The sequence below is a fragment of the Tatumella ptyseos genome (assembly GCF_030552895.1).
Taxonomy (GTDB): domain Bacteria; phylum Pseudomonadota; class Gammaproteobacteria; order Enterobacterales; family Enterobacteriaceae; genus Rosenbergiella; species Rosenbergiella ptyseos_A.
In genome coordinates this window covers 1,407,623-1,431,667 of sequence record NZ_CP130649.1, presented here as the reverse complement: position 1 = coordinate 1,431,667, position 24,045 = coordinate 1,407,623, and the positions used below count along the sequence as shown (strand labels likewise).

Below are 24,045 nucleotides of genomic sequence, written 5' to 3'. Positions count from 1 at the left end.
ATTTCCACTACTTTTTAAACTATGAGAAATAACGTCTAATAAAAAAAGTCGGTGTACAGCTCCACGCATGGCAATAACTATTAATTTGTTTACCTCCATATGGAGAAAAATTAAGGTCATTGGGTTTATAACATTCCCAAAAAGTATCGGCGCCTTGATTAATCATTCCTCCCCAGTAGGAGGTCATTAAGTTTACTGCGGCTTTGCTATTATTATTTTTAATCAATGATTCAATAATATAATGGTAAAGATAAGGCGTATTGGGTTGGAGAGCGGTGGATGATTCTAATGTTGTCTCAATTGCTTTACTGGCAAGGCCATGGCTAACGATATCCGCCAAGCCTAGCCAAGCTTGTGAAGCACAAGATATTTGACGATGAGGTCCGCTGACGAATAAATTAAGATCTTGGTCCCAAAAGTGGTGACGTGCAGCAATGCTCATTTTTTCTTTTACTTTATGCCACTCTTTAGCTCTGAAAGGGTGATTGGTTTTTTCTGCTAAGACTATCATATTCATTAATGTGTAAATAATTACGCCTTGCATGGCAGCTTGTTTGTCGAGTTCTTTATGCCAATCAATAAAGCATTTTATTTCGAGCGGTAGCTGGAATAAGCCTTCGGCATTAACAAATTTTAATGCCGAAAGTAATTGAGCCTCTGCGACAGGAAAGAGTTGTTCTACTGTAACCTTATCATGAGTGGTATGATAGAAATCCGATAACGTGACGCAATAAAGTAAACAATAGTCTAGTAAAAAAGCCTCCCCTATTCGTGGAGTTGGTTTCTCATACACGCAGGCGGGCATATAACCACGTTGATCTTGATAGGCAGCGAATAAATAGAGGCAACGCTTAATCAATTGATTATGTTTGAAACTATAATTATTAGCGAGCGCTTGTAAGCGTAAATCACCGATCCATAAACGTTGATCTCTGCGGGGACCATCTTCGAATGTTGTCTGCATACACTCACTTAAAGTTTTGACTGCAACGTTATCTATCTTTTCCAGCATTGGTGTAGCGTAAGATAGCGGTTTACCAACATCTTTTCCTGCAGAGGAAACGGCATCGACGTTAACGTCAGAAAGGCTAATAGTAAAATTCGCTGAAAGCCCAATGACCTCTACTTTTACATAGCGAAAGGCATGACGACGCTTCTCTTCATATTTTGCCGGGAGATAATCAATATTCACAATCTCATCGGGTAACCACGAAGCACTAATCATCCCGTCATAAGGATACAAGGGTTGACATACATCAGAGGCGACTTCTCCGAACGTCAAACGTAAACGTGCCGGCGCATCCGCGCTTTTACCGGCCCAATTAACCATAAACGATAGATAACCTGTGCAGTGGTCGCCAAAATCTAAGATAATCTGATCACCTTGTTTCAGTTTGTGCAGTGAAACATTTTCGGGTGATAATGATTTATCAGGATTGATTTTAAAAATACCGTCAGAGATTTGTTCAAACTCCACTGCACGTAATAATTGAACCTTTGTATGGTGTAAATTAGGTTTGAGATGTTCAGCAATGGTTAAAAATCCCACACCTTCGTTTTTTTCAGAAGTTCCCGTGTACAATTCTTTATTTCCCTTTGCCAGGGAAGGAATAATTTTTGTAGACGCGACCAAAGACAGAGTATTAATTATTAGTTTTCTACGATTCATGGTATTCCTTCAACCCTAATAAAGGATAATTTTTATCAAATAAACGGATAACGGCTTATTGAAGCATAAATATATTTATTATTAACACACCCCCGTTAAGAATACCCTTTCACTTAACAGTTAACTTCCGAAGGGGATGATTTCTAATGTAATGAAATTCAATCACTCCACCTCACTACTAAGATGGAGTGCACTAATCCAAGAAAAATTAATTATCTTCTGTGTAATTAATTATTAAATCTGTCTATTACAGCTCAAACTCTACGTAGGCTACATGCGTTTGCAAATACTCCTCTAAACCATGCCGTCCGTCTGCCCCCCCTATGCCAGACTTCCTACAACCTGCATGGAAACCTTGTATAGCTTCAAAATTTTCACGATTAATGTAAGTTTCTCCAAATTTTAACTGCCTAAGTGCTTTCATTACATAATTGATATTTCGAGTGTAAAGCGATGACGTCAGACCGTAATCACAATCATTTGCTAAGAATATTGCTTCATCTAAAGTATTAAACGTCATTATTGGCAGTACAGGCCCAAATATTTCTTCGCGCATAATCTTCATATCCTGAGTGACTTGACTCAGAATAGTCGGGGCATAAAAATATCCTTTGCCAGAAAGCTTATGGCCACCGATTTCTAACTTCGCCCCTTGTTCAATAGCCTCATCAACCATCTCTGCAACACGGTTACAAGCTGTAGCACTAATGAGCGGCCCCATATCAACCTCCTCATCCTTAGCCGGGTCACCGACTTTCAATGCTTTAAAGGCTTCAATTAATTTCTCTACCAATGTGTCATAGTGGGAGTGATGCACATAGACGCGTTCAACACAATTACACACTTGACCACTGTTAATGATACGAGAGCTCACTATGGCTTTTACCGCAAGATCTATATCTGCATCTTGCATCACGATTGCCGGAGCTTTCCCTCCCAATTCTAGAGAAACTTTAGTCACATTTTTTGCCGCAGCTTGCATAGTCGCAATCCCGGCTTGAACACTACCGGTTAAGCTGACCATGCTGATATCCGGATGTGACGCTAATATTTGACCGACTTCTTGTCCTATTCCATATACCACATTGATGACTCCTTTCGGGAAATCGAGGGAGTGTAAAATGTCGCAAAAAATTGATGCATTATTAGGCGTTAATTCACTCGGTTTTATGATAATGGTATTTCCCGTGATCAATGCGGGAGCGACTTTCCGTGCAATCAGAAAGAAAGGAAAATTCCAAGGTAAAATACCGCTTGTTACCCCAATTGCTTTTTTGAACAAGAAAATATTTTCATTTGGGCGGTCACTATTTATGATTTCACCTTCATAACGCCTGGCCCACTCCGCCATATAATCAAAATAATCGGCAGTAACCTCTACTTCGGTCATCGCTAAGGGCAGCGTTTTACCGCCTTCTGCAACGATAGTTTGTGCAATGAGTAAATGCTTTTCACGAATTGCCGTAGCAATCTTGTGTAGCCAACGTCCGCGTTCAACTGCTGGTAACGCTTCCCAACTATTTTGCGCGGCTTTCGCAGCGCTAATCGCTTGAGACGTATCGTGATCATTACCTTGAGGAATCTGTGATATAAGCGCCTCTGTGGCAGGATTGATGACGTCAATCCATTTAGGCGAAGTTGATGGTTTGAATTGCCCGTTAATGTAGTGATGAAGTTGCTTGGTCATAGTAAATTTCCCTGGATCCCGAAATGGATTACGCTGGGTAGCATCTAACAGGCCTTATTTATGCACCTTGATATTGCTGACAGGGCTTTTAACAATCTGGCAAAAATTAAAAGATCACTGAGATAGACCCGACACTAAGGACATTTCTACGCAGAAAGTAAGATGTGTGATCCTTAAGATGATAACTCTCGGCTTTTTTGCCACATAACGAATTTGCGCGGCAATATCTTCAAGGTGGATTGTCCCGCCCCCCTCATACACTACAATTCCTCTTAGGGCGAACTGCCGTGAGACTCAACATGAGATGACTATTATGAACAGTGCCATTATTGCCGGGATAGCCTGGCATTTTGTCGGCGCGGTTAGCGCTGCGTGTTTTTATGCTCCATTTAAACGTATTCAACATTGGTCATGGGAAACAATGTGGTCAATAGGCGGTAGCGTTTCTTGGATTATTCTCCCGTGGAGTATCAGTGCCTATTTATTACCAAATGTTTGGGGGTATTTTGCGCAATTTTCTTTTTCCCAGTTATTACCAGTATTCCTTTTTGGTTTAATGTGGGGCATAGGAAATATTAATTATGGCCTAACCATGCGCTACCTCGGTATGTCAATGGGAATTGGCATAGCTATTGGCGTGACATTAGTCGTGGGGACGCTCATGACTCCACTTATTCAGGGCCGTTTTATAACTTTATTCAGCCAACCTGGAGGACAGCTAACGCTATTAGGCGTGGCACTCGCCCTTTTAGGAATTGCGATTGTGACTCGTGCAGGCGTCTTAAAAGAACGGGTGTTAGGGGTTGATAACTACGATTTCAATCTCAAAAAAGGACTCCTGCTGGCTATATTTTGTGGGATTTTCTCTGCAGGCATGTCTTTTGCTATGAATGCTGCACAGCCTTTACATCACGCGGCTATCGTAGCAGGCGTGGACCCACTCTATGCTGCATTACCGAGTTATGTGGTGATAATGGGCGGCGGTGCCGTCGTTAACCTAGGATTCTGTCTCATCCGTTTAGCTACACAACCAACGCTTTCTATTAAAACTGATTTTTCTCTCCCTCGCCCACAATTAATAACTAATATAGTGCTGGCAGTGTTAGGGGGAGCTATGTGGTATCTCCAATTCTTTTTCTACGCATGGGGTCATGCCCGTATACCTGTTGCCTATGATTATGTCAGTTGGATGTTACACATGAGTATGTATGTACTCTGTGGAGGGTTAGTAGGTTTACTTCTTAATGAGTGGAAATCTGCGGGGAAACGCCCTGTTAGAGTATTATCTATCGGCTGTTTTATTATTGTCATTGCAGCAAATATTGTGGGGTTAGGTGTAGCTCTCTAGCCTCTTGTAGCGAGTTATTCATAAACGATAGTATCAACAACGTAAAATCTAACGTTGGAATTTTAAGAGCATAGTTTAACGCTGAGAGCCCACTCTCAGCGGTCTTCAAATAAAAACTTCCTACCTGATCGTTCAAATTCTCAAAAGCGTGTTTAATTAGAAATTTGACGCTCTTTACGAGGCGCGTGACCGAACTCTCGGCTGTAAAGCGTAGAAAAATGGTTACTGTCACCAAATCCACATTGGTAGGCAATATCAGTGATTTTATCTTCACTATGACGAAGTAAATAGCGAGCTTCCAGCAGCCTGAGCTTATTGAGATACCGTTGAGGCGTATCACCTGTTAAATGTTTCAGTTTACGATGTAATGTCCTCAACTAAATTGCAAATTGATCCGCTAAGACTTCCCAATTAATATCATCACTGTAATGATTATGGAGCCAATCCAATAATAAAGCCAAGCGATCATCTTGTTCGCAATGTTGCAAAGAGTTGCGCAGTAATAACAACAGGCGCATAAAAATTTGTTCCTGATAAGCTTGTTTATCAATACTCCACCCATTATCAGTCCGCAGGGCATTCGTCATATTGAGCACCTCGCTCATCACTTTTTGATTAATAAACCAATGTGAACCTGCACAAGGTAGCAGCTCGGTAACGTTATTAAGAAAACGGAAGGAATTAGCATCTCTGTATAAAACATTAGTTAAACACAAATTATTTGTTTGTTCATACAGATGTCTATCATGGCTTCGAATAAAACAAACGCAACCTGAATAAAGCGTCTTAGGCTGCCCATTATAAATATGAATGCCAGATCCTTGTTCCACTATCACAATTTCATCAAAGTCGTGATGATGCTCAGGAAACGCTAATTGAGGTGCTCGAGGCTCTAAAGCAATCGAATATTCCTCATGTGGAAAATAATCTACACTCTGCAATAGTGTCATGCTTCATCCTGTATCGATATTCAGTTAAACAGCCAAATGACATTAATTTATATAATGTATAAATTTTGTTACAAGCTCTACTGCAAGATCCCTCATCTACCAAATAATGCGCAGAAATGTGTTGCTCATCACAGTTGATCTCTGTGCGACGAATTTGTGAGTTATTCCCCATAAACCTTTGTAACGATGCCATGCGCCCTAAGCGGCTGGCAGTAAAAATAAGGTGAGGTTTTTAATGTGACGTTAGTCTGAACCCATAATAGTTTGGGAATGACATGATATGAATGTGCAGAATATCGTTGCAGTCGATTTAGGGGCATCCAGTGGCCGAGTCATGCTTGGACAGTGGCAATCATCCAACCAGCATCTGGCATTACGAGAAATAAGACGTTTTTCAAATAAACGCCATAACCACGGTGGTTATGACTGTTGGGACTTAGAAGACCTTTATCAGCACATTCTTCAAGGACTGCATCAATTAACATCAGAGGGGATCACCCCAGATAGTATAGGGATCGACACTTGGGGAGTAGATTTTGTTCTGCTTGATAAATTCGGCAAGCGAGTGGGTGAGACAGTAAGTTATCGTGACAAACGGACAGAGGGTGTCATGGAACGTGCTATCGCCCAATTTGGACAAGAGGATATCTTTCAACGCACTGGTATTCAATTTCTCCCTTTTAATACTCTATATCAGTGTCGTGCACTTCACGAGCAACAGTCTGAGTGGCTTAAAGATACGCAACACATATTAATGATCCCTGACTATTTACATTATCGTCTAACGGGAAAAATGAATTGTGAATATACCAATGCCACTACTACCCAACTTTGGAATATCAGCACAGGAGAGTGGGATAAGGGTTTGTGTCAATGGGCAGGTATTGATCCCCAATGGTTAGGTAAACCTACCTCACCAGGTAACACTATTGGTCATTGGAATAATTCAGAAGGATTGGCCATTCCCGTAATAGCTGTCGCCACCCATGATACAGCTAGTGCCGTGCTCGCTACGCCATTGGACAGTGAGGAGGATGCATATTTAAGTTCTGGAACATGGTCATTGATGGGGGTCGAGTACCATCATCCGTTCCTTAATACTGCAGCCATGGAAGCAAACATTACTAATGAGGGGGGTGCCGAAGGTTTTCGTGTCCTCAAAAATATAATGGGGCTGTGGTTATTACAAAAACTATGTCAGGAGCACCACATTGACGATCTTACGGCGTTAATAGAATCGGCAAAGAATGAGCCTTCCTGTGTATCTTTAATCAATCCCAATGATCACCGTTTTATCAACCCCGTTTCTATGTGTGACGAAATACAGAAAGCGTGTCGAGAACAGGGTATGCCCATACCTCAGACCTCAGCATCCATCGCACGCACAATCTTCGATAGCTTAGCGTTACTCTATCAACAAACCCTTGGTTTACTGGAGAAACTTTACGCTAAAAAAATAAAACGGTTACATATTGTTGGGGGGGGATGTCAAAACCCTCTTCTTAACCAACTCTGTGCCGATGCTTGTCAGATACCTGTCCATGCTGGGCTGAGTGAAGCTTCGACACTTGGCAACATCGGCTGTCAACTCATTGCTCTAGGTGAATTTAAGGATGTCGGCGATTACCGAAGTCACCTTAAGCAACACTTTCCTATACAGGTTTATACCCCTACTACGAATATGTCATTGCAGGATAACCGAAGCCGTTTTTCTGCGCTGACTCACTCTCACCAGGAGCAAACTTATGTCAAGCTATAGCCCTACCGCTTTTACCTTAGCTAAACAACGCTACGCACAAATCGGTATTGATGTTGAAAACGCTATTCTTCAACTAGACCAACTCCCTATCTCTGTTCATTGCTGGCAAGGTGATGATGTAAAAGGATTCGAACACGCCGAGAGCGCATTAACAGGAGGAATTCAAGCAACGGGTAATTATCCGGGAAAAGCCCGCACCGTTACTGAACTCCGTCAAGACTTAGAAAAAGCCTTCTCACTAATCCCTGGTCCTAAACGTCTTAATCTACACGCTAATTATTTAGACAGTGAGTCCCCTGTTGAGAGAGATAAGCTTGAACCCAAACATTTCTCTTCATGGGTAACCTGGGCTAAGCGCAACGATGTAGGCTTAGACTTCAATCCAACTTGTTTTTCACACCCGCTTAGCGCCGACGGATTTACGTTGGCGCACAGTGATCCCCATATTCGTCAGTTTTGGATTGACCATTGCAAAGCATGCCGTCGCATTTCTGCTTATTTCGGTGAGCAGTTAGGCACCCCTTCCGTTATGAATATTTGGGTACCGGACGGAATGAAGGATTTGACGGTCGATAAGTTTGCGCCACGTCAACGTTTGATGGATGCGTTGGATGAAATCTTAAGTGAGAAATTAAATCCTAAGCATCATATTGATGCAGTTGAAAGTAAACTTTTTGGTATCGGTGCAGAAAGCTACACCGTCGGTTCTAATGAATTTTACTTAGGTTATGCAACCAGTCGGCAGACGGCACTTACGCTTGATGCAGGTCATTTCCATCCAACCGAAGTGATCTCCGATAAAATATCGACCGCCCTACTTTATGTCCCTCGTCTATTACTTCATGTAAGCCGGCCTGTCCGTTGGGACAGCGATCATGTCGTGTTATTAGATGATGAAACCCAAGCAATTGCTAATGAAATTGTCCGTCATCAGTGGTTTGAAAAAATTAATATCGGCCTCGACTTTTTTGATGCCTCAATAAATCGAATTGCTGCATGGGTGATTGGCACACGAAACACAAAAAAAGCGTTGTTACGTGCATTGTTGGAACCTACCGAGCAGCTACGTCAGGCTGAAGTCGAACGGAATTATACCCACCGTCTTGCCTGGTTAGAGGAAATAAAATCTCTCCCTTGGCAAGCAATATGGGAAGAGTGGTGTCATCGCCAAAATGTTCCAGTCGATGCAAGCTGGTTAAATGATATTGAACAATACGAACAACAAGTACTCAGTCAACGATAAGGGCTGTCCTATGTCTACTATGTTAGAAGCAACATTCATTCAAGCGATGATCAAAGCTACCAGTGATATGTGGTTAAAAGGTTGGGATGAGCGTAACGGTGGTAATATTAGTGTCCGCCTATCATCGGAAGAGGTAATCCCCTATCGTTCTGAATTTTATACTGCCCCTCGGAGTATCTCCCTAAGTCAAGCTGCTCCAGATTTAGCGAATGATTGGTTCTTAGTAACAGGTTCTGGAAAGTTTTTCCGTAATGTCCAACTAGCACCAGAAGAGTGTTTAGCGCTACTTCAAATTAATGAGCAAGGGACAGCTTTTACGATTTATTGGGGATTGTGCATGGGTGACTTACCAACATCCGAACTTGCCTCACATCTCCAATCTCACGCAGTCCGTAAAAGATTGAGTAAGGGAAAAGATAGAGTCATTATGCATTGCCATCCTACCAATTTTATTGCGCTAAGCTACGTAGTGAATCTGGACTCTGCCCGTTTTACGCGTTTATTGTGGGAAGGTAGTACTGAGTGCTTAGTCGTCTTTCCTGAAGGTATTGGTGTCTTACCTTGGATGGTTCCAGGAACTGATGATATTGGGCATGCCACTGCGTCCACAATGACAAATCATTCATTAGTCATGTGGCCTTTCCACGGTATTTTTGCCACAGGCCCAGATTTGGATGAAACCTTTGGTTTGATTGATACGGCAGAAAAATCTTCTGAGGTGTTAGTCAAAGTTCTGTCTATGGGGGGGATTCGTCAAAGTATTACCACTGATGAACTCATCGCTTTAGGGGAAAGATTCTCAGTGTCGCCCTGGAAAGAAGCATTGGCGGCGGAGCGTTCAAATGTTACGTAAAGCTTTTGTCATGCAAATCAAGCCAAACTGCCATGAAGAATACCAACGGCGTCATTCACCTATATGGCCGGAATTAGCCGCTATACTCAAACAACAGGGTGTACATCATTACAGCATCTGGTTGGATGCAACCAGAAATCTATTATTCGCTCATCTTGATGTCGAGTCAGAAAATCAATGGCAAGCTATTGCTGAAACAGATATTTGTAAGCGTTGGTGGCTAACTATGGCTCCATTGATGTTTACTCACCCAGATAATAGCCCACTAAGTACGAACTTAACCTCAGTATTTTATTTGGATTAGTTCTCGAAAGTACTTGCCTCCTCGATTCTGGCAATATCGAGGAGAGTGTTATTCAAATAAGATTCAGCTTTCCGAGATAGAAAAGGAATAGTAATGATTATCTCCTCTGCAAGTGACTACCGCGACACCGCACAGCGCATTCTGCCCCCTTTTTTATTTCATTACATAGAAGGCGGTTCGTACACAGAAAATACATTGAAACGTAACGTCGACGATTTAGCTAACATCGCGTTGCGCCAACGCGTACTGCGTAATATGGAAGACTTAGATCTCTCGACTGAAATTCTTGGTGAAAAAGTCTCCATGCCTGTCGCATTGGCTCCGGTAGGCCTCTGTGGAATGTATGCCCGACGTGGCGAGGTTCAAGCCGCCAAAGCGGCTGAAAACAGAGGTATACCTTTTACCCTTTCAACTGTTTCGGTTTGCGCTATTGAAGAAGTGACTGCCAATATTGAACGGCCGATGTGGTTCCAGCTTTATGTCTTGAAAGATCGTGGATTTATGCGAAATGCGTTGGAGCGAGCGAAAGCAGCCGGTTGTACTACCTTAATTTTCACTGTGGACATGCCAACACCTGGTGCCCGCTATCGAGATGCACACTCAGGGATGAGCGGCCCCTACGCCACTCTGCGCCGTTACATACAAGCAATCACCCACCCACAATGGGCTTGGAATGTTGGACTATGGGGTCGGCCGCATGATTTGGGTAATATTACAGCTTATCGCGGTCAAGCGACAGGTCTTCAGGATTATATTGGGTGGTTAGCTAAAAACTTCGACCCTTCAATCTCCTGGAGAGATCTAGAGTGGATTCGCGAATTCTGGAAGGGGCCTATGGTGATCAAAGGTATTTTAGATCCTGAAGATGCTAAAGACGCTGTACGTTTTGGTGCTGATGGAATTGTAGTGTCTAATCATGGAGGACGACAACTTGATGGGGTAATGTCCACTGCTCATGCCCTCCCCAATATTGCGGAGGCGGTGAAAGGCGATATCACTATATTCGCCGATAGTGGTATTCGTAATGGTTTGGATATTGTACGGATGCTTGCTCTGGGCGCAGACGCGACATTACTCGGCAGAGCCTATTTATATGGATTAGCAACTGCTGGACAACAAGGTGTTGAAAATGTCTTAACACTAATTGAAAGGGAAATGCGTGTTGCTATGACATTGACGGGTGCCAAAACGATAGACGATATTGGATCAGAATTAATCGCTAATAGTTTTTAATAAGGCTGCTTAACAATATCAACATAGGGCACTGTCTTTATTTCGATGCTAAAGGGTTAATTAATTTTATTATATAAGTAGAAGATTATCCTACTGCTTATAGTTTTCCACTCCCAAAAAAATTATTTTTATTATTTAAACGATAACGTTAAAAAATAGCAGATTCATTCCTGCATGGAAAACAATTCATTATCAGGTGTACGCATTAATTTTCGCTAACGTCCATTTTTTAATAAAAATGGCATTTAGGAGTAAAAAATGATTTTTCCAAACCGATTTCCACGGTACTTTACGCTTTCTAAAATAAAGATTGCACTCATATTATCTCTGAGTTCAGCAAATGTTATAGCCAGTCCTTTCGTTGTAGATGAAACAAGTATTAGTCAAAAAATTCAGCAAATGACTTTGGATGAAAAAATTTCCTTACTTAGTTTTTCTCTTAAATCTGCACTAAGTTTAGAAAACGGGGCACTAGGTTCAGCTGGATTTGTTCCGGGTATTCCTCGCTTAAGCATTCCTGCCCTTCAAATGACCGACGCAAGTCTGGGCATCGCCAATCCCAAATTTAATCGTAAAAATGACCAGGTCACTGCATTCCCTTCCACTATGCTGTTAGCAGCCACCTTCTCCCCTTCATTAGCCGAAAAAGGCGGCAAAATATTAGGTATTGAGGCAAGAGAGAAAGGATTCAATATTCTTTTGGCGGGAGGAGCCGATGTTATTCGTGATCCTTTAAATGGCCGTAACTTCGAATATTTCAGTGAAGACCCTCTTCTCACAGGAAAAATGGCGGGCCATGCCATTCGTGGGATACAAAGTGAAGGTACGGTCTCAACAATGAAACATTTTATCTTAAATACTATGGAAACAGGCCGGGTAGTGATGAGCGCCGATCTTAACCAGGAAGCGATGCGCGAAGTCGATTTATTCGCTTTTAAAATTGCTGGGGAGATTGGCCACCCAGGGGCTGTAATGCCTGGCTACAACCGCGTAAACGGGGAATGGGCTTCCGAAAATTCATTTTTACTCAATGAGGTGCTGAAGCATGAGTGGGGATTTAACGGTTGGGTAATTTCTGACTGGGGGGCTACTCATTCTACATTGAAAGCCGTCAACGCAGGTTTAGATCAACAAGCTGCCTATGATTTAGACCAAGCACATTATTTTGGTGAGCCATTAAAAAAAGCAGTGAGTAAAGGTCAGGTCACGATGGCTAGAATAGATGACATGGTTAAACGTATTCTCACTTCTGTCAGCCGTATCTCGGGATTTGGTGCGCGCCTTCACAACAATAATTTTACTATCACTGCTCACAAACTCGTGGCGCAGAACGAAGCAGAGGAAGGAATTGTGCTACTCCAAAATAGAGAAAACGTTTTACCCTTGCTTCCCCATGAGAAAATATTGGTCGTGGGTGGTTATGCGAACCGTGGAGTCATGTCTGGCGGGGGGTCGAGTCAGGTGTTACCCGAAGGGAGTTTCGAAGTGAAAGAGCCTGTATCTTACGATCCTAAAGCCCCCAAAGCCTATTATCACCCCTCTTCACCTTTGCATGCCTTACAACACACCCAAACGGAACTAGAAGTGAGTTACAACGACGGCCAGTTAACCAACCAACTTAAAGAGCAAGCTGCAAAAGCAGACAAAGTGATTGTATTCGCTACCGCATGGAATTCAGAAGCAGTGGATGCAGAGAACTTATCTCTGCCTCATCATCAAAATGACTTAATTAATTTCGTAGCCGAACAAAATAAAAATACTATTGTTGTCCTTGAAACTGGGGGCCCAGTCCTAATGCCATGGATAAGTTCTGTCAAAGGGATAATTGAAAGCTGGTATCCTGGGGGGCAAGGTGCTGAGGCTATAGCTAATATTTTGGTTGGTCAGGTCAATCCCTCCGGTCATTTACCTGTTACATTTCCTCAATCAGAAAAACAATTACCTCAGTTTACGCATCCAGCAGCGAGTGAAACTTCAGCTCATCCTACAACTAAAGCTAAAAGCGGGTTATTTGGTGTGGATTATAATACGCAGGGTGTGGATGTAGGATATCGGTGGTTTGAGAAAACTCATCAACGCCCTCTTTACCCATTTGGTTATGGTTTATCGTACACTCACTTTTCCTACAGTGGTTTGACCGTTGTGTCTAAAAAAAATACGGTAACGATCCACTTTACCGTGTCAAATCAAGGAAGCAAAGCGGGTAAAGCAGTCCCCCAAATTTATATTGACCCGACAAGTCAACCACAGGTCACAGCGAAACTAGCAGGATGGCGTAAAGTTGATCTGGCTTCCGGTGAACAAAAATATGTTTCGCTTAGCATCGATCCCCGTTTGTTTGCAAGATGGAATACTACAAATCAACAATGGTCGACCATTCCAGGCGAATGGAATCTTAGGTTGGGTGAAAATGCCGAAGATAAAAAATTAGAGAAGAAAGTATCTTTGAAACCTTCAACCTTTAGCGATCCGAAGGGGATTTAATTTAGCGAGGAATAAATGGTACACCCTAATATCGCTGTCCCGAGTATTAGGGTGTTATTTTACAACAATAATATCAATTCTATGAGGTTAAAGAAGATACCAATGTATTTATATACCGCAATTCAAGGGTGATGGAGTGAACATAACCTGCTGCATGCGTTATAATCCACGGTTGTATTACACCTTAACGAAAATTACGAATGCCGACGGCGGTGCGGGTGCCGTTGATGAAAGCGCAGTAAATAATATTTTTCGCACACTTTTTCCCGTCCACTCAGTTGTGCGCCCATCAGCCAGAAAAACGCTCCCATAAAGATTCCAAGTACTGCTCCGGTGGCCCAACTGTCAGTAAAAATCGAGCCTTCAGCCTGACTCAATAGGGCAATAAGTAGACTTGTCACGGCTAAGACTAAACCTACTACCATTAACCCATTGCCTAGTAATGAAGTATGTACGCGTTTCATTCGCTTCTCCTTAGCTATGTCTTACAGAACTTGACAAAAGTGTAGGCGCTCACGGCAGGATTATCTTTAACAGAGATCACACTCTGTGATTTTTTAACACTTTGTGCGCGATGAAAAAAACGTTCGACGGGAATGTTTTTGAACTTCCCTTCTCCCATACAGTACACTAGCGTTTTACCCTGCAAAGGATGACCCTTGTGAGTACCATTAAATTAATTGTTGGCTTAGCAAACCCCGGTGCTGAATATGCGGCGACACGCCATAATGCCGGTGCGTGGTACACCGACTTACTCGCTGACCGTTTTCGCCAACCCTTAAAGGAAGAAGCTAAATATTTTGGCGCAACAGCACGACTGTCCATTGCAGGAGAAGATATCCGTCTGCTCGTTCCGACAACCTTTATGAATTTAAGTGGTAAAGCTGTCGCGGCGATGGCTAATTTTTATCGTATTCAACCGCAAGAAATTTTAGTCGCGCATGATGAGATGGATCTTCCCCCTGGAATCGCTAAATTCAAGCAAGGCGGCGGTCATGGTGGGCACAATGGTTTAAAAGATATCATCAGTAAACTGGGTAACGTTGCCGACTTTCATCGCCTACGTATCGGTATCGGCCATCCTGGTGACCGAAATAAAGTGACAGGTTTCGTATTAGGAAAACCCCCGTTAAGCGAGCAGAAGTTAATTGATGATGCAATTGACGAAGCCGCACGCTGCACTGAGGTCTGGTTGAAAGAAGATCGGTTACGGGCAATGAACCGTCTACACAGCTTTAAAGCAAGTTGAGTGTGCTGCCCTCTTTGCTAAAAACTGTGTATAATGCGACAAATTTTCTGCTATACAGCGCGCTTTCGCGCAGCATAATTAACGTAATAAGGTAGTCAAGCATGGGATTCAAATGCGGTATCGTGGGCCTGCCAAATGTCGGTAAATCCACTCTTTTTAATGCACTGACGAAAGCAGGTATCGAAGCGGCTAACTTTCCGTTTTGTACCATTGAACCGAATACCGGCGTGGTCCCCATGCCTGATACTCGTCTCGATCAACTTGCTGAGATCGTTAAACCTCAACGTACCATCGCCACCACCATGGAATTTGTTGATATTGCAGGGTTAGTTAAAGGGGCTTCCAAAGGAGAAGGTCTTGGTAACCAATTCCTGACCAATATCCGTGAAACTGAAGCCATTGGTCATGTTGTGCGTTGCTTCGAGAACGATAACATCATCCACGTTTCTGGCACGGTGAATCCCGCTGACGATATTGATGTGATTAACACTGAGCTGGCATTATCTGATCTCGATACCTGTGAGCGTGCGATTCAACGCCTTCAGAAGAAAGCGAAAGGTGGTGATAAAGACGCGAAAGCAGAACTTGCCGTCCTTGAAAAATGTCTGCCGCATTTAGAAAATGCCGGTATGTTACGTAGCTTAAATCTCGATGCTGATGAGAAAGCCGCGATTCGATACCTGAGTTTCCTAACACTCAAGCCAACGATGTATATTGCTAACGTCAATGAAGATGGTTTTGAAAATAATCCGTATCTCGATCAGGTTTACGCTATAGCTGAGCAAGAAGGCTCTGTCGTCGTCCCCGTCTGTGCAGCCGTCGAATCCGATATCTCTGAACTTGAAGATGACGAACGTGACGAGTTTATGGCCGAACTGGGTATTGAAGAGCCAGGCTTAAACCGTGTGATCCGCGCGGGATATCGCCTGCTTAACCTACAAACCTACTTCACTGCCGGTGTAAAAGAAGTGCGGGCTTGGACCATCCCTGTCGGTGCGACGGCGCCACAAGCTGCAGGTAAAATCCATACTGATTTCGAAAAAGGCTTTATCCGTGCGCAGACCATCGGTTTTGACGATTTTGTTGCCAATAAAGGTGAGCAAGGCGCGAAAGAAGCTGGAAAAATGCGTGCGGAAGGAAAAGAATATATCGTAAAAGATGGCGATATTATGAACTTCTTGTTCAACGTCTAAATTAAATTTGTTGTCTCATGAGGTTTCGCTGAATCTCATAAGAATCGCAAAAGGCAAAACCCACGTAATTGCGTGGGTTTTTATTTCATAGAATAAACCGCGACACTTAGTTAATTAAGACTACCATTGATTGCCTTAGTGTCTTCAACCTATCACCGGTACACTAATACCTGATTGATCTGGCAAAACAAGGCGATATAGTCAAAAGTAAGCTCCACATAAATCCCCGCGTGAAATATATCCTCCAATGCGTGCCTGGCTACTGGGCCTTATTATCATAAAATAATAAAAATATATCCGTTCGAATATCCCGTTATAAATGAACATATAAGATAAACCTGTCCAAAGTGGAAATGTATTGCTTTTTGTGCATACTGAATAGCCCGATGGCAATTAATCAAGCCGTTTACATCCGCAATTTACATCAAGGAGTTAACATGTCTGGTTGGTTCGAATTGAGTAAAAGCAGCGATAGTCAATTTAGATTTGTGCTTAAGGCCGGCAACGGGGAGATCATTCTTACCAGTGAGCTTTACACTACAAAAAGCGCTGCGGAGAATGGTATTCGCTCTGTTCAAACAAACAGTTCGTTGGATGAAAGGTATGAAAAGAAAGTCGCCGCTAACGGTAAATTTCATTTCAATCTGAAAGCCGCTAATCATCAGATTATTGGAACGAGTCAACTTTATACCTCCGCACAGGGCCGCGATGCTGGTATTACTTCCGTAAAAAATAACGGTAGTACGACTGTAGTGAAAAACAATACCTAATATTTCATACCCACATTGGCAGAATGGTCGCAGCCGTTCTGCCTTTATTTTTAATCTGACTGCTTAAAGGATAATCGTTTTGATGGTTCATCAGGAATAATAAAATTTGCATAATACGAGACTAAATGCCCTCTTCAGCTCCTATCGATGCTTATTCCCACTTAAAATCCCACCTTACCACGCTAAGCGATAGAGTCTTACCGCAATATGCATTACACTGCGCGCAGTGAAGAAAGTTAGCAATAAGGTAGGACAACATGGCATTAAACGGCACCATCACCACCTGGTTTAAAGAGAAAGGCTTTGGTTTTATTAAAGATGAAATGGGTGATAACCGTTATTTCCACGAGGTTAAAGTCGCTAATCCCGAGTTAATCAAAAAAGATGCGGCGGTGACTTTCGAACCGACCACCAACAACAAAGGCCTATCGGCCTACGCGGTGAAAGTGATACCGCCAAGCAAATACTTATTTATTGCCGGTGAGCGTGTAAAAATCACGGCAATCAAAAATTATCGGTTGTATAGCGAAGAGGTTCCAGCGAACCAAGGCATTGATAAAGCGAATACTATTTTAAGTGTTGGAATGTTGATGAATACCATCCGCCCTAAAACTAATACGGATCCGAATGCGACCCGGACGTTACGTAAAATCGCTATCACGACTTTCCAAGGCGAAACTTTGGTTTTCAGTGAAGATGAAGTCGATATCGACGAGACCGTTAAACTGCTCAAATTCAAATAATCAGCCCTCCTTGGCTGACCGCTCGCACGCTATTTTTGACCGTAATAAGCGTGCTTGCCATGTTTACGCAGATAGTGTTTATCGAGTAGTGTAGCTTGCATCGCGGTTAACCGCGGTTGTAATTGCTGACTAAAAAGAGCCAGGTAAGCAATCTCTTCCAGCACAATTGCCGTTTCAACCGCATGGGCTGAATCTTTGCCCCAAGTAAAGGGTCCATGGGAATGGACCAAAATACCTGGCATCTCCTCAGGTCGATACTGGTGGGCAACTAATGTTTCCGCGATCACTGCCCCGGTTTGCCATTCGTACTCCTCACGAATTTCCACATCATGCATGGCTCGCGTGCAGGGGATCTCACCATAGAAATAATCGGCATGAGTGGTGCCGAATGCCGGTAAACTCCGCCCCGCTTGCGCCCAAATCGTAGCATGGCGTGAATGGGTATGCACAATACCGCCCAGTTGAGGATAAGTTAGATAAAGATAACGATGGGTCGGTAAATCGGAGGAAGGCCGATAACGCCCTTCCACGACTTTGCCACTTTGTAAACTGACCACCACCATATCCTCTGCGGTCATGCTATGATAATCGACCCCAGAAGGTTTTATTACCACCCATTGTCGCGTCTCATCTATTCCACTGACATTCCCCCAAGTAAGAGTGACTAGGTTATGAGCGGGTAACGCTTGGTTTGCCGCGAACACTTGCTGTTTTAGCGTGTCAAGCATAAGGCCTCCTCTCACTCACCGTTGAAAGCGGAAATACGCATCGTTCCAACGTAACTGGTCACGGAAACTGGCTAAGCTGGTGTGCTGATCGATGACCGCCATTTCAATACCGTATAGGTCGGCTAAGCGACGCGTATCCTCAATGGTTAAGGCCTGACTAAATACCGTATGATGGGCACCGCCAGCAATCATCCATGCCTCAGAGGCCGTAGGTAAATCGGGCTGAGCACGCCATAATGCATTGGCGACTGGCAATTTGGGGAGTGCATGAGGGGTCGCGATCGCTTCAACTTGGTTGACCAACAGTCGGAATCTATCACCGAGATCAATCAAACTAACGTTAACTGCTGGACCGGTTGCGGTTGAGAAAATTAAACGCGCCGGGTCGGCCTTACCGCCAATGCCTAATGGTTGCACATCGAGAATAGGTTTTTGTGCGGTGGCAATCGTTGGACAGACCTCAAGCATATGGGAGCCCAGTACTAAATCATTCCCCTCTTCAAAATGATAAGTGTAATCTTCCATAAAAGAGGTACCGCCCGGTAACCCTATCGCGAGGACTTTTAACATTCTTACTAACGCGGCAGTTTTCCAATCCCCCTCTCCAGCAAAGCCATAACCTTGTTGCATCAAGCGTTGCACTGCGAGGCCGGGCAGTTGTGCCAGTCCATGGAGATCTTCAAAGGTGGTAGTAAAGGCGTGAGCGTCGCGCTCTTCTAGAAACTGTTTAATCCCCAATTCTATACGGGCAGCATCGATGACGTTTTGTCGCTTGTTGCCGTTAAGTTGCGCCGCGGGACTCAATTGATAGGAGGCTTCATACTCCTCGACCAGCGCATTGATTGCGCTCTGGCCGACCTGATTAACCACTGCCACCAGATCCCCCACCGCCCAGGTATTCACCGAGTAGCCAAAGCGGATTTGCGCCGCGACCTTATCCCCTTCAGTGACCGCCACCTCACGCATATTATCGCCAAAGCGTACCACTTTCAGAGATTGGGTATCTTGCTTAACAATCGCGGTTCGCATCCACTGTGCAAGGCGCTGTTGGGTGGCGGGTTGCTGCCAATGGCCAGTGACAACCTGATGTTCTAGCTGCATTCTCGCGCCGATAAATCCAAATTCCCGCCCACCATGAGCCGTTTGGTTGAGATTCATAAAGTCCATATCAATCTCACCCCAAGGTAATGCGGCATTATATTGAGTATGCAACTGCAGCAGCGGTTTATGTAAATCCACTAAGCCATTAATCCACATTTTCGCCGGTGAGAACGTATGCAGCCAAACCACTATCCCTGCACAATGCGTATGATAGTTGGCTTCGCGGGTGAGCGCGGTCACCTCTTGTGGCGTGGTGACCAGCGGCTTTAACACTAACTGGCAAGGTAATTTCCCGGATTGATTAAGCGCATGAACCACTTTTTCACCCTGGGTAAATACCTGCTTTAGGGTCTCTTCGCCATAAAGGTGTTGGCTACCTATAACGAACCAAATTTGGTACTGCTCAAAGATATCTTTCATTATATTCTCCTGCTACGCTGCATCATGCTTGCGCGGACGACAATAGTGAGACTCTACGCTAACGGCCCACTGGCGGTAGCGCTCGAAGAGGTGTTGATAAGCCGTAACGTTATCGGGTTGTGGCGATAATGTTTTTTCGATACCGCTCGCCATCACCCGTTGTGCACTGGCAATATCGGGATAATGACCCGCCGCTACTGCGCCAAAAATCGCGGCACCCAAGGCACAGCACTGGTCTGAAGCTACGATCTGTAATGGGCGATTCAATACATCGCAGCACACTTGCATAATGGCTGGATTTTTCCGGGCAATACCGCCCAACGCCATAACGTGGTCGATGGCCACCCCTTGCTCGATAAAACACTCCATAATGGCGCGAGCACCGAACGCCGTAGCAGCGATCAATCCCCCAAACAATGCGGGTGCATCAGTCGCCAAGGTTAAGCCGGTGATCACCCCTTTTAGGCGCTGATTGGCTACGGGTGACCGACGCCCGTTAAACCAGTCAATGATGAGAGGTAAATGGTCAAGTTTAGGATCGTTCTGCCACGCTTCAGTCAGGTCACTGAGTAAGCGTTGACCATAGTGTTCAACCTCAGGGGCAATGGTGGGATGCCTGGCGGCTAATTGCTCTAAGGGCCAGCGCAACACGCGCTCAAACCATGCGTAGATATCGCCAAAGGCCGATTGGCCTGCTTCCAATCCCACTAATTCTGGCACCACGCTCCCTGGCACCTGACCACAGATCCCTTGGATATTTTTCTTACCCAGTTGCGAGGGGTCAATAGTGACAATGTCACAAGTCGAAGTGCCGATCACTTTGACTAAGGTGTGTGGTTTAGCACCCGCTCCCACAGCCCCCATATGACAGTCGAATGCCCCGCCACTGATTACCACATTAGTGGAAAGACCGAGCTTCTTTGCCCATTCGGCACTCAGTTTACCCACTGGTTGTTCAGCGGTGGAGGTAACGTTATAAAGTGGAGAGTGCAGATGTTGGAATAGTGAGGGTTCGATTGCCTCAAAAAAGTGCTGAGGTGGTAAGCCTTGCCAATCTTCATGCCATAACGCTTTATGACCTGCGCTGCAACGCCCCCTCACCAGTTGTTGAGGGGCAAGCTGATCGGTTAACAATCCTGGAATCCAATCGCAGAGTTCAACCCACGAGGCTGCATGCTTGGCAACCAACGGATCCTGACGGGTGACATGGATAATCTTGGCCCAGAACCACTCGCTGGAGTACACCCCTCCAGTATAAGCGGTATAATTGACCGCCCCCTCACCCTGACACTGCGCTGTAATTTCTTCGGCCTCTTGAACCGAAGTATGGTCTTTCCAAAGTAAGAACATCGCATTAGGGTTATCTGCGAATTCCGGCCTCAAGGCCAATACCTGACCATAACTATCTATTGGCGCTGGCGTAGAGCCTGTACTATCGACGCCAATACTGATGACACTCTGGCGCTGCGGCTCGGTCAACTGTTGCAGCGTTTCTAAGATTGCTTGCTGTAACGACTCTATATAATCCTTGGGATGATGACGAAATTGCCCCAGCGTAGCTTGACAATAAAGCCCCTGCTGCCAACGTGAATAATAGGCAACGCCACTCGCGATCTCTGCACCACTCTCACAATCAACCGCTAATGCTCGTACTGAATCACTCCCAAAATCAAGACCTAAGCTTATCGGCATGACCGGCTCCCCTTATCGTAAATTCTGCATTTACCTTAAGGCACCTAAAGCGGTAGACGTCATGGCACAGATGCTGTGGATATGGAGAAAAAGGCTATCTGATGAGGAAGTGTGACGCAGTCCTAACTTCTGACAAGTGATTTAACACCTTCGTAACGAACCTTTTTACACTGCGAGAACACTACGGCAGATCAATTATTGATAGTGGCATAATGCCACGACTAAGGATTAACGATGTTACGGACACTTTCCCACAGTCAAACGCCGGAAGCTCAGCTCGATCCTCTGTTACCGGGTTTTTCATTCAATACTCACTTAGTCGCTGGGCTGACTCCCATTGAGAAAGAGAGTTACCTAGACTTTTTTATTCATCGGCCTAATGGAATGAAAGGCTACATCATTAATTACACCTTGAAGGGGCAAGGCATCATTCTTGATGGTGATACCCCTCACCCTTGCCATCCTGGTGACATGTGGCTTTTTTCTCCTGAGGCAATACACCATTATGGACGGCATCCTGAGGCAGACTGTTGGCACCATCAATGGGTCTACTTTCGGCCTAGGGCTTATTGGCGGGAATGGCTAAAATGGCCAACACTGATGGCTCACACCGGGTCCTACCGACCTCTTATCGAAGATGAAGCCATTTATAGCACCCTTTTTGCACAAATTATCGACACGGTTAACCTAGGTGGCTTGTATTCTGAAATGCTTGCGATGAATTTGTTGGAGCAATTACTGCTACGACGTCAGCAGTCGGTCACCGATCCTTTGCAACAGCAATTAGATCACCGTATCCATGCGGCTTGCCACTACATGAACGAACACATTAGTGACAACTCACTAGAAATTAGTGATGTTGCCGAAAAAGTGTGTTTATCCGCATCACGCTTATCGCATCTTTTTCGTCAACATTTAGGGGTGAGTGTATTGAAATGGCGAGAAGACCAGCGGATCAATCAAGCAAAGCTTTTGCTTACGTCAAGTCAGCTATCTATTGCCGCGATTGGCAGTAGTGTAGGGTTCGATGATCAACTCTATTTCTCGCGGGTCTTTCGTAAATGTACAGGTAGCAGCCCCACAGAGTTTCGGATGAATTGTAGCCACAAAAATAGCTAAGAGAGAGGCCAGCGAAAGTATCACTGGCCTGCGAGACTTATACGCCAATATTTCGAAGCTTTTCACCGCGCATCAATCGACGTTCGATAAATTCTAAAGTGACATTTTTCGTTTCAGGGATAAGCCAGAGGGTGATAAGGATAAAAGCAATGTTCATCGCCGTGTAGAGCCAGAACGTTCCTGCGGCACCAATCGCGTCAAGCAACGTTAAGAATGTCGCGCCGATAATCATATTCGCCACCCAATTGGTGGTGGTAGAACAGGTGACACCAAAGTCGCGACATTTCAACGGTTGGATTTCAGAGCAGAGAATCCACACTACTGGTGCAGCGCTCATGGCATAGCCGGCAATACATAGCATGGTCATAGCAACCGAAAGCCAAGGTAATATGGGAGAAGCATGACCTTGCTCAAAGAGTTTAAGGCAATAACCTAACACAAAGGTCCCCAGCGACATGACACAGAAGCCAATGATTAAGGCTGGTTTCCGCCCCGCTTTATCCACCATGAAAATCGCGATGAAGGTAGCAAACATAAAGGTTAATCCGACAACTAAAGTGGCTATCATTTGTTGTTCGGTGGTCGTAAAGCCCGCCATTTTAAAAATACGCGGAGCGTAATACATAATGATATTCATTCCCGTAAACTGCTGCATTGCCTGTAACAACATACCGAGAAAGACGACACGACGTACGTTTCGGTTTGCAAGAAATAAGCGCCAACCGCCTTGTTTAATCCGTAAGCTTTCCCGAATTTCATCAAGCTCATGGCGTGCCTGTTCAGAACTATCTCTTAGCAACCGCAATACTTTTTCAGCTTCAATTTCTCGCCCTTTTTCTGCTAACCAACGGGGACTGTTGGGTAAGAATACGACCATAATGATAAGTGCCACGGCGGGAAAGGCTAATACTCCCAACATCATCCGCCAGTTCCCCGAGTAGCTCAATGCGGTATCGGAAAGAAAGGCGAGAACAATGCCTAGCGTCACCATTAATTGATACATGCTGATCATTTTCCCTCGCACGTGTTCGCTGGCCATTTCAGAAAGATAGAGCGGTGCCGTGTAGGACGCTATCCCTACCGCAATACCCAGCAACACGCGCGCGATCAACAATAGTTCGATATTCGGCGCAAATGCAGAGCCAATCGAGCCAATGGCAAACAGTATCCCTCCCATCAATAAACTATATTTGCGACCTAAATGGAAAGATAACCAGCCGTTTCCTAAGGCGCCAATTGCCGCCCCTAACATCATGCTACTCACCACCCACTCTTGTAATCGATTACTCAACGTGAAGTGATCAGCGATGAAAGGTAATGCTCCCGCAATGACCCCAATATCCAGTCCGAACAGTAGGCCAGCCACTGCAGCTGCCACAGAAACAAACAGGGTCATTCGACGCGTGTCCTGTCCCTCTATTTTTGTCGTCTCAGCGTTATTCATAGTTCTACCTATAGCGGTTATGGAAACGTCTTCACAATAATTCAATCTGTAATGTT

Annotated in this window: 19 protein-coding genes and 1 pseudogene; 12 read left to right on the top strand and 8 right to left on the bottom strand. The window is 44.4% G+C overall.

Annotation, left to right across the window (positions count from 1 at the left end; translation table 11 throughout):
• Positions 1 to 19: 19 nt before the first annotated feature.
• Both QJR74_RS06730 and aldA read right to left on the bottom strand, forming a co-directional pair.
• Positions 20 to 1,669 (bottom strand): alpha-L-rhamnosidase-related protein, encoded by a 1,650-nt coding sequence (locus QJR74_RS06730; RefSeq protein WP_304373779.1) that lies wholly within the window; start codon positions 1,667 to 1,669, stop codon positions 20 to 22.
• A 247-nt stretch (positions 1,670 to 1,916) separates the two neighbouring features.
• On the bottom strand, positions 1,917 to 3,356 hold the full coding sequence (gene aldA, locus QJR74_RS06725; RefSeq protein ID WP_304373778.1) for an aldehyde dehydrogenase: 1,440 nt from the start codon (positions 3,354 to 3,356) through the stop codon (positions 1,917 to 1,919).
• 313 nt (positions 3,357 to 3,669) lie between these two features.
• Here aldA and rhaT point away from each other — a divergent pair, with 313 nt between their 5' ends.
• On the top strand, positions 3,670 to 4,704 hold the full coding sequence (gene rhaT / locus QJR74_RS06720) for an L-rhamnose/proton symporter RhaT (protein WP_304373777.1): 1,035 nt from the start codon (positions 3,670 to 3,672) through the stop codon (positions 4,702 to 4,704).
• A 152-nt stretch (positions 4,705 to 4,856) separates the two neighbouring features.
• Here rhaT and rhaS read toward each other — a convergent pair.
• A pseudogene (gene rhaS / locus QJR74_RS06715) lies at positions 4,857 to 5,654 on the bottom strand (HTH-type transcriptional activator RhaS).
• Positions 5,655 to 5,934: 280 nt separating this feature from the next.
• Between rhaS and rhaB the strand changes: the two are divergent.
• From rhaB to QJR74_RS06685, 6 genes are all read left to right on the top strand, one after another.
• Positions 5,935 to 7,413 (top strand): rhamnulokinase, encoded by a 1,479-nt coding sequence (gene rhaB, locus QJR74_RS06710; protein WP_304373776.1) that lies wholly within the window; start codon positions 5,935 to 5,937, stop codon positions 7,411 to 7,413.
• Positions 7,400 to 8,656, top strand: coding sequence for an L-rhamnose isomerase (locus QJR74_RS06705; protein WP_304373775.1), 1,257 nt, complete (start codon positions 7,400 to 7,402; stop codon positions 8,654 to 8,656). The genes rhaB and QJR74_RS06705 overlap by 14 nt, the downstream gene beginning before the upstream one ends.
• Positions 8,657 to 8,666: 10 nt before the next feature.
• Entirely contained in the window at positions 8,667 to 9,509 is an 843-nt protein-coding gene (gene rhaD, locus QJR74_RS06700; protein ID WP_304373774.1) for a rhamnulose-1-phosphate aldolase, read from the top strand.
• On the top strand, positions 9,499 to 9,813 hold the full coding sequence (gene rhaM / locus QJR74_RS06695) for an L-rhamnose mutarotase (RefSeq protein ID WP_304373773.1): 315 nt from the start codon (positions 9,499 to 9,501) through the stop codon (positions 9,811 to 9,813). The genes rhaD and rhaM overlap by 11 nt, the downstream gene beginning before the upstream one ends.
• Positions 9,814 to 9,906: 93 nt before the next feature.
• Positions 9,907 to 11,046 carry an FMN-dependent L-lactate dehydrogenase LldD gene (gene lldD / locus QJR74_RS06690; protein WP_304373772.1) on the top strand — a complete coding sequence of 380 codons (1,140 nt, stop codon included), beginning with the start codon at positions 9,907 to 9,909 and terminating at the stop codon, positions 11,044 to 11,046.
• Positions 11,047 to 11,304: 258 nt separating this feature from the next.
• Complete coding sequence (locus tag QJR74_RS06685; RefSeq protein WP_304373771.1) at positions 11,305 to 13,530, top strand: glycoside hydrolase family 3 C-terminal domain-containing protein; 2,226 nt, start codon at positions 11,305 to 11,307, stop codon at positions 13,528 to 13,530.
• A gap of 194 nt (positions 13,531 to 13,724) precedes the next feature.
• Here the strand turns inward: QJR74_RS06685 and QJR74_RS06680 are convergent, their stop codons facing one another.
• Positions 13,725 to 13,994: a DUF2583 family protein gene (locus QJR74_RS06680; RefSeq protein ID WP_304373770.1), complete on the bottom strand. Its 270-nt coding sequence runs from the start codon at positions 13,992 to 13,994 to the stop codon at positions 13,725 to 13,727.
• A gap of 188 nt (positions 13,995 to 14,182) precedes the next feature.
• Here QJR74_RS06680 and pth point away from each other — a divergent pair, with 188 nt between their 5' ends.
• From pth to QJR74_RS06660, 4 genes are all read left to right on the top strand, one after another.
• Positions 14,183 to 14,779, top strand: a complete 597-nt coding sequence (gene pth / locus QJR74_RS06675) for an aminoacyl-tRNA hydrolase (protein ID WP_304373769.1) — start codon at positions 14,183 to 14,185, stop codon at positions 14,777 to 14,779.
• A 101-nt stretch (positions 14,780 to 14,880) separates the two neighbouring features.
• Positions 14,881 to 15,972, top strand: a complete 1,092-nt coding sequence (ychF, locus tag QJR74_RS06670) for a redox-regulated ATPase YchF (RefSeq protein ID WP_241623747.1) — start codon at positions 14,881 to 14,883, stop codon at positions 15,970 to 15,972.
• 437 nt (positions 15,973 to 16,409) lie between these two features.
• Positions 16,410 to 16,742: a YegP family protein gene (locus tag QJR74_RS06665; RefSeq protein ID WP_304373768.1), complete on the top strand. Its 333-nt coding sequence runs from the start codon at positions 16,410 to 16,412 to the stop codon at positions 16,740 to 16,742.
• Positions 16,743 to 16,999: 257 nt separating this feature from the next.
• Positions 17,000 to 17,485, top strand: a complete 486-nt coding sequence (locus QJR74_RS06660) for a cold-shock protein (RefSeq protein ID WP_304373767.1) — start codon at positions 17,000 to 17,002, stop codon at positions 17,483 to 17,485.
• A 29-nt stretch (positions 17,486 to 17,514) separates the two neighbouring features.
• On the opposite strand, the gene QJR74_RS06655 is transcribed toward QJR74_RS06660, so the two are convergent.
• From QJR74_RS06655 to QJR74_RS06645, 3 genes are read right to left on the bottom strand one after another with little or no spacing between them, the layout of a single operon-like run.
• Positions 17,515 to 18,213 (bottom strand): L-ribulose-5-phosphate 4-epimerase, encoded by a 699-nt coding sequence (locus QJR74_RS06655; protein ID WP_304373765.1) that lies wholly within the window; start codon positions 18,211 to 18,213, stop codon positions 17,515 to 17,517.
• Positions 18,214 to 18,228: 15 nt separating this feature from the next.
• On the bottom strand, positions 18,229 to 19,734 hold the full coding sequence (gene araA, locus QJR74_RS06650; RefSeq protein ID WP_304373764.1) for an L-arabinose isomerase: 1,506 nt from the start codon (positions 19,732 to 19,734) through the stop codon (positions 18,229 to 18,231).
• Positions 19,735 to 19,746: 12 nt separating this feature from the next.
• Positions 19,747 to 21,426 (bottom strand): ribulokinase, encoded by a 1,680-nt coding sequence (locus tag QJR74_RS06645; RefSeq protein ID WP_304373763.1) that lies wholly within the window; start codon positions 21,424 to 21,426, stop codon positions 19,747 to 19,749.
• Between the two features lie 234 nt (positions 21,427 to 21,660).
• Between QJR74_RS06645 and araC the strand changes: the two genes are divergently transcribed.
• Entirely contained in the window at positions 21,661 to 22,545 is an 885-nt protein-coding gene (gene araC, locus QJR74_RS06640) for an arabinose operon transcriptional regulator AraC (protein WP_304373762.1), read from the top strand.
• 37 nt (positions 22,546 to 22,582) lie between these two features.
• Here araC and QJR74_RS06635 read toward each other — a convergent pair whose 3' ends face one another.
• Positions 22,583 to 23,989 carry a sugar porter family MFS transporter gene (locus QJR74_RS06635; protein WP_304373761.1) on the bottom strand — a complete coding sequence of 469 codons (1,407 nt, stop codon included), beginning with the start codon at positions 23,987 to 23,989 and terminating at the stop codon, positions 22,583 to 22,585.
• Positions 23,990 to 24,045: the final 56 nt, after the last annotated feature.

Coding starts and splice junctions, on each gene's coding strand:
- QJR74_RS06730 (WP_304373779.1), bottom strand. CDS start 1,669: ATGAATCGTAGAAAACTAATAATTAATACTCTGTCTTTGGTCGCGTCT.
- aldA (WP_304373778.1), bottom strand. CDS start 3,356: ATGACCAAGCAACTTCATCACTACATTAACGGGCAATTCAAACCATCA.
- rhaT (WP_304373777.1), top strand. CDS start 3,670: ATGAACAGTGCCATTATTGCCGGGATAGCCTGGCATTTTGTCGGCGCG.
- rhaB (WP_304373776.1), top strand. CDS start 5,935: ATGAATGTGCAGAATATCGTTGCAGTCGATTTAGGGGCATCCAGTGGC.
- QJR74_RS06705 (WP_304373775.1), top strand. CDS start 7,400: ATGTCAAGCTATAGCCCTACCGCTTTTACCTTAGCTAAACAACGCTAC.
- rhaD (WP_304373774.1), top strand. CDS start 8,667: ATGTCTACTATGTTAGAAGCAACATTCATTCAAGCGATGATCAAAGCT.
- rhaM (WP_304373773.1), top strand. CDS start 9,499: ATGTTACGTAAAGCTTTTGTCATGCAAATCAAGCCAAACTGCCATGAA.
- lldD (WP_304373772.1), top strand. CDS start 9,907: ATGATTATCTCCTCTGCAAGTGACTACCGCGACACCGCACAGCGCATT.
- QJR74_RS06685 (WP_304373771.1), top strand. CDS start 11,305: ATGATTTTTCCAAACCGATTTCCACGGTACTTTACGCTTTCTAAAATA.
- QJR74_RS06680 (WP_304373770.1), bottom strand. CDS start 13,994: ATGAAACGCGTACATACTTCATTACTAGGCAATGGGTTAATGGTAGTA.
- pth (WP_304373769.1), top strand. CDS start 14,183: ATGACCCTTGTGAGTACCATTAAATTAATTGTTGGCTTAGCAAACCCC.
- ychF (WP_241623747.1), top strand. CDS start 14,881: ATGGGATTCAAATGCGGTATCGTGGGCCTGCCAAATGTCGGTAAATCC.
- QJR74_RS06665 (WP_304373768.1), top strand. CDS start 16,410: ATGTCTGGTTGGTTCGAATTGAGTAAAAGCAGCGATAGTCAATTTAGA.
- QJR74_RS06660 (WP_304373767.1), top strand. CDS start 17,000: ATGGCATTAAACGGCACCATCACCACCTGGTTTAAAGAGAAAGGCTTT.
- QJR74_RS06655 (WP_304373765.1), bottom strand. CDS start 18,213: ATGCTTGACACGCTAAAACAGCAAGTGTTCGCGGCAAACCAAGCGTTA.
- araA (WP_304373764.1), bottom strand. CDS start 19,734: ATGAAAGATATCTTTGAGCAGTACCAAATTTGGTTCGTTATAGGTAGC.
- QJR74_RS06645 (WP_304373763.1), bottom strand. CDS start 21,426: ATGCCGATAAGCTTAGGTCTTGATTTTGGGAGTGATTCAGTACGAGCA.
- araC (WP_304373762.1), top strand. CDS start 21,661: ATGTTACGGACACTTTCCCACAGTCAAACGCCGGAAGCTCAGCTCGAT.
- QJR74_RS06635 (WP_304373761.1), bottom strand. CDS start 23,989: ATGAATAACGCTGAGACGACAAAAATAGAGGGACAGGACACGCGTCGA.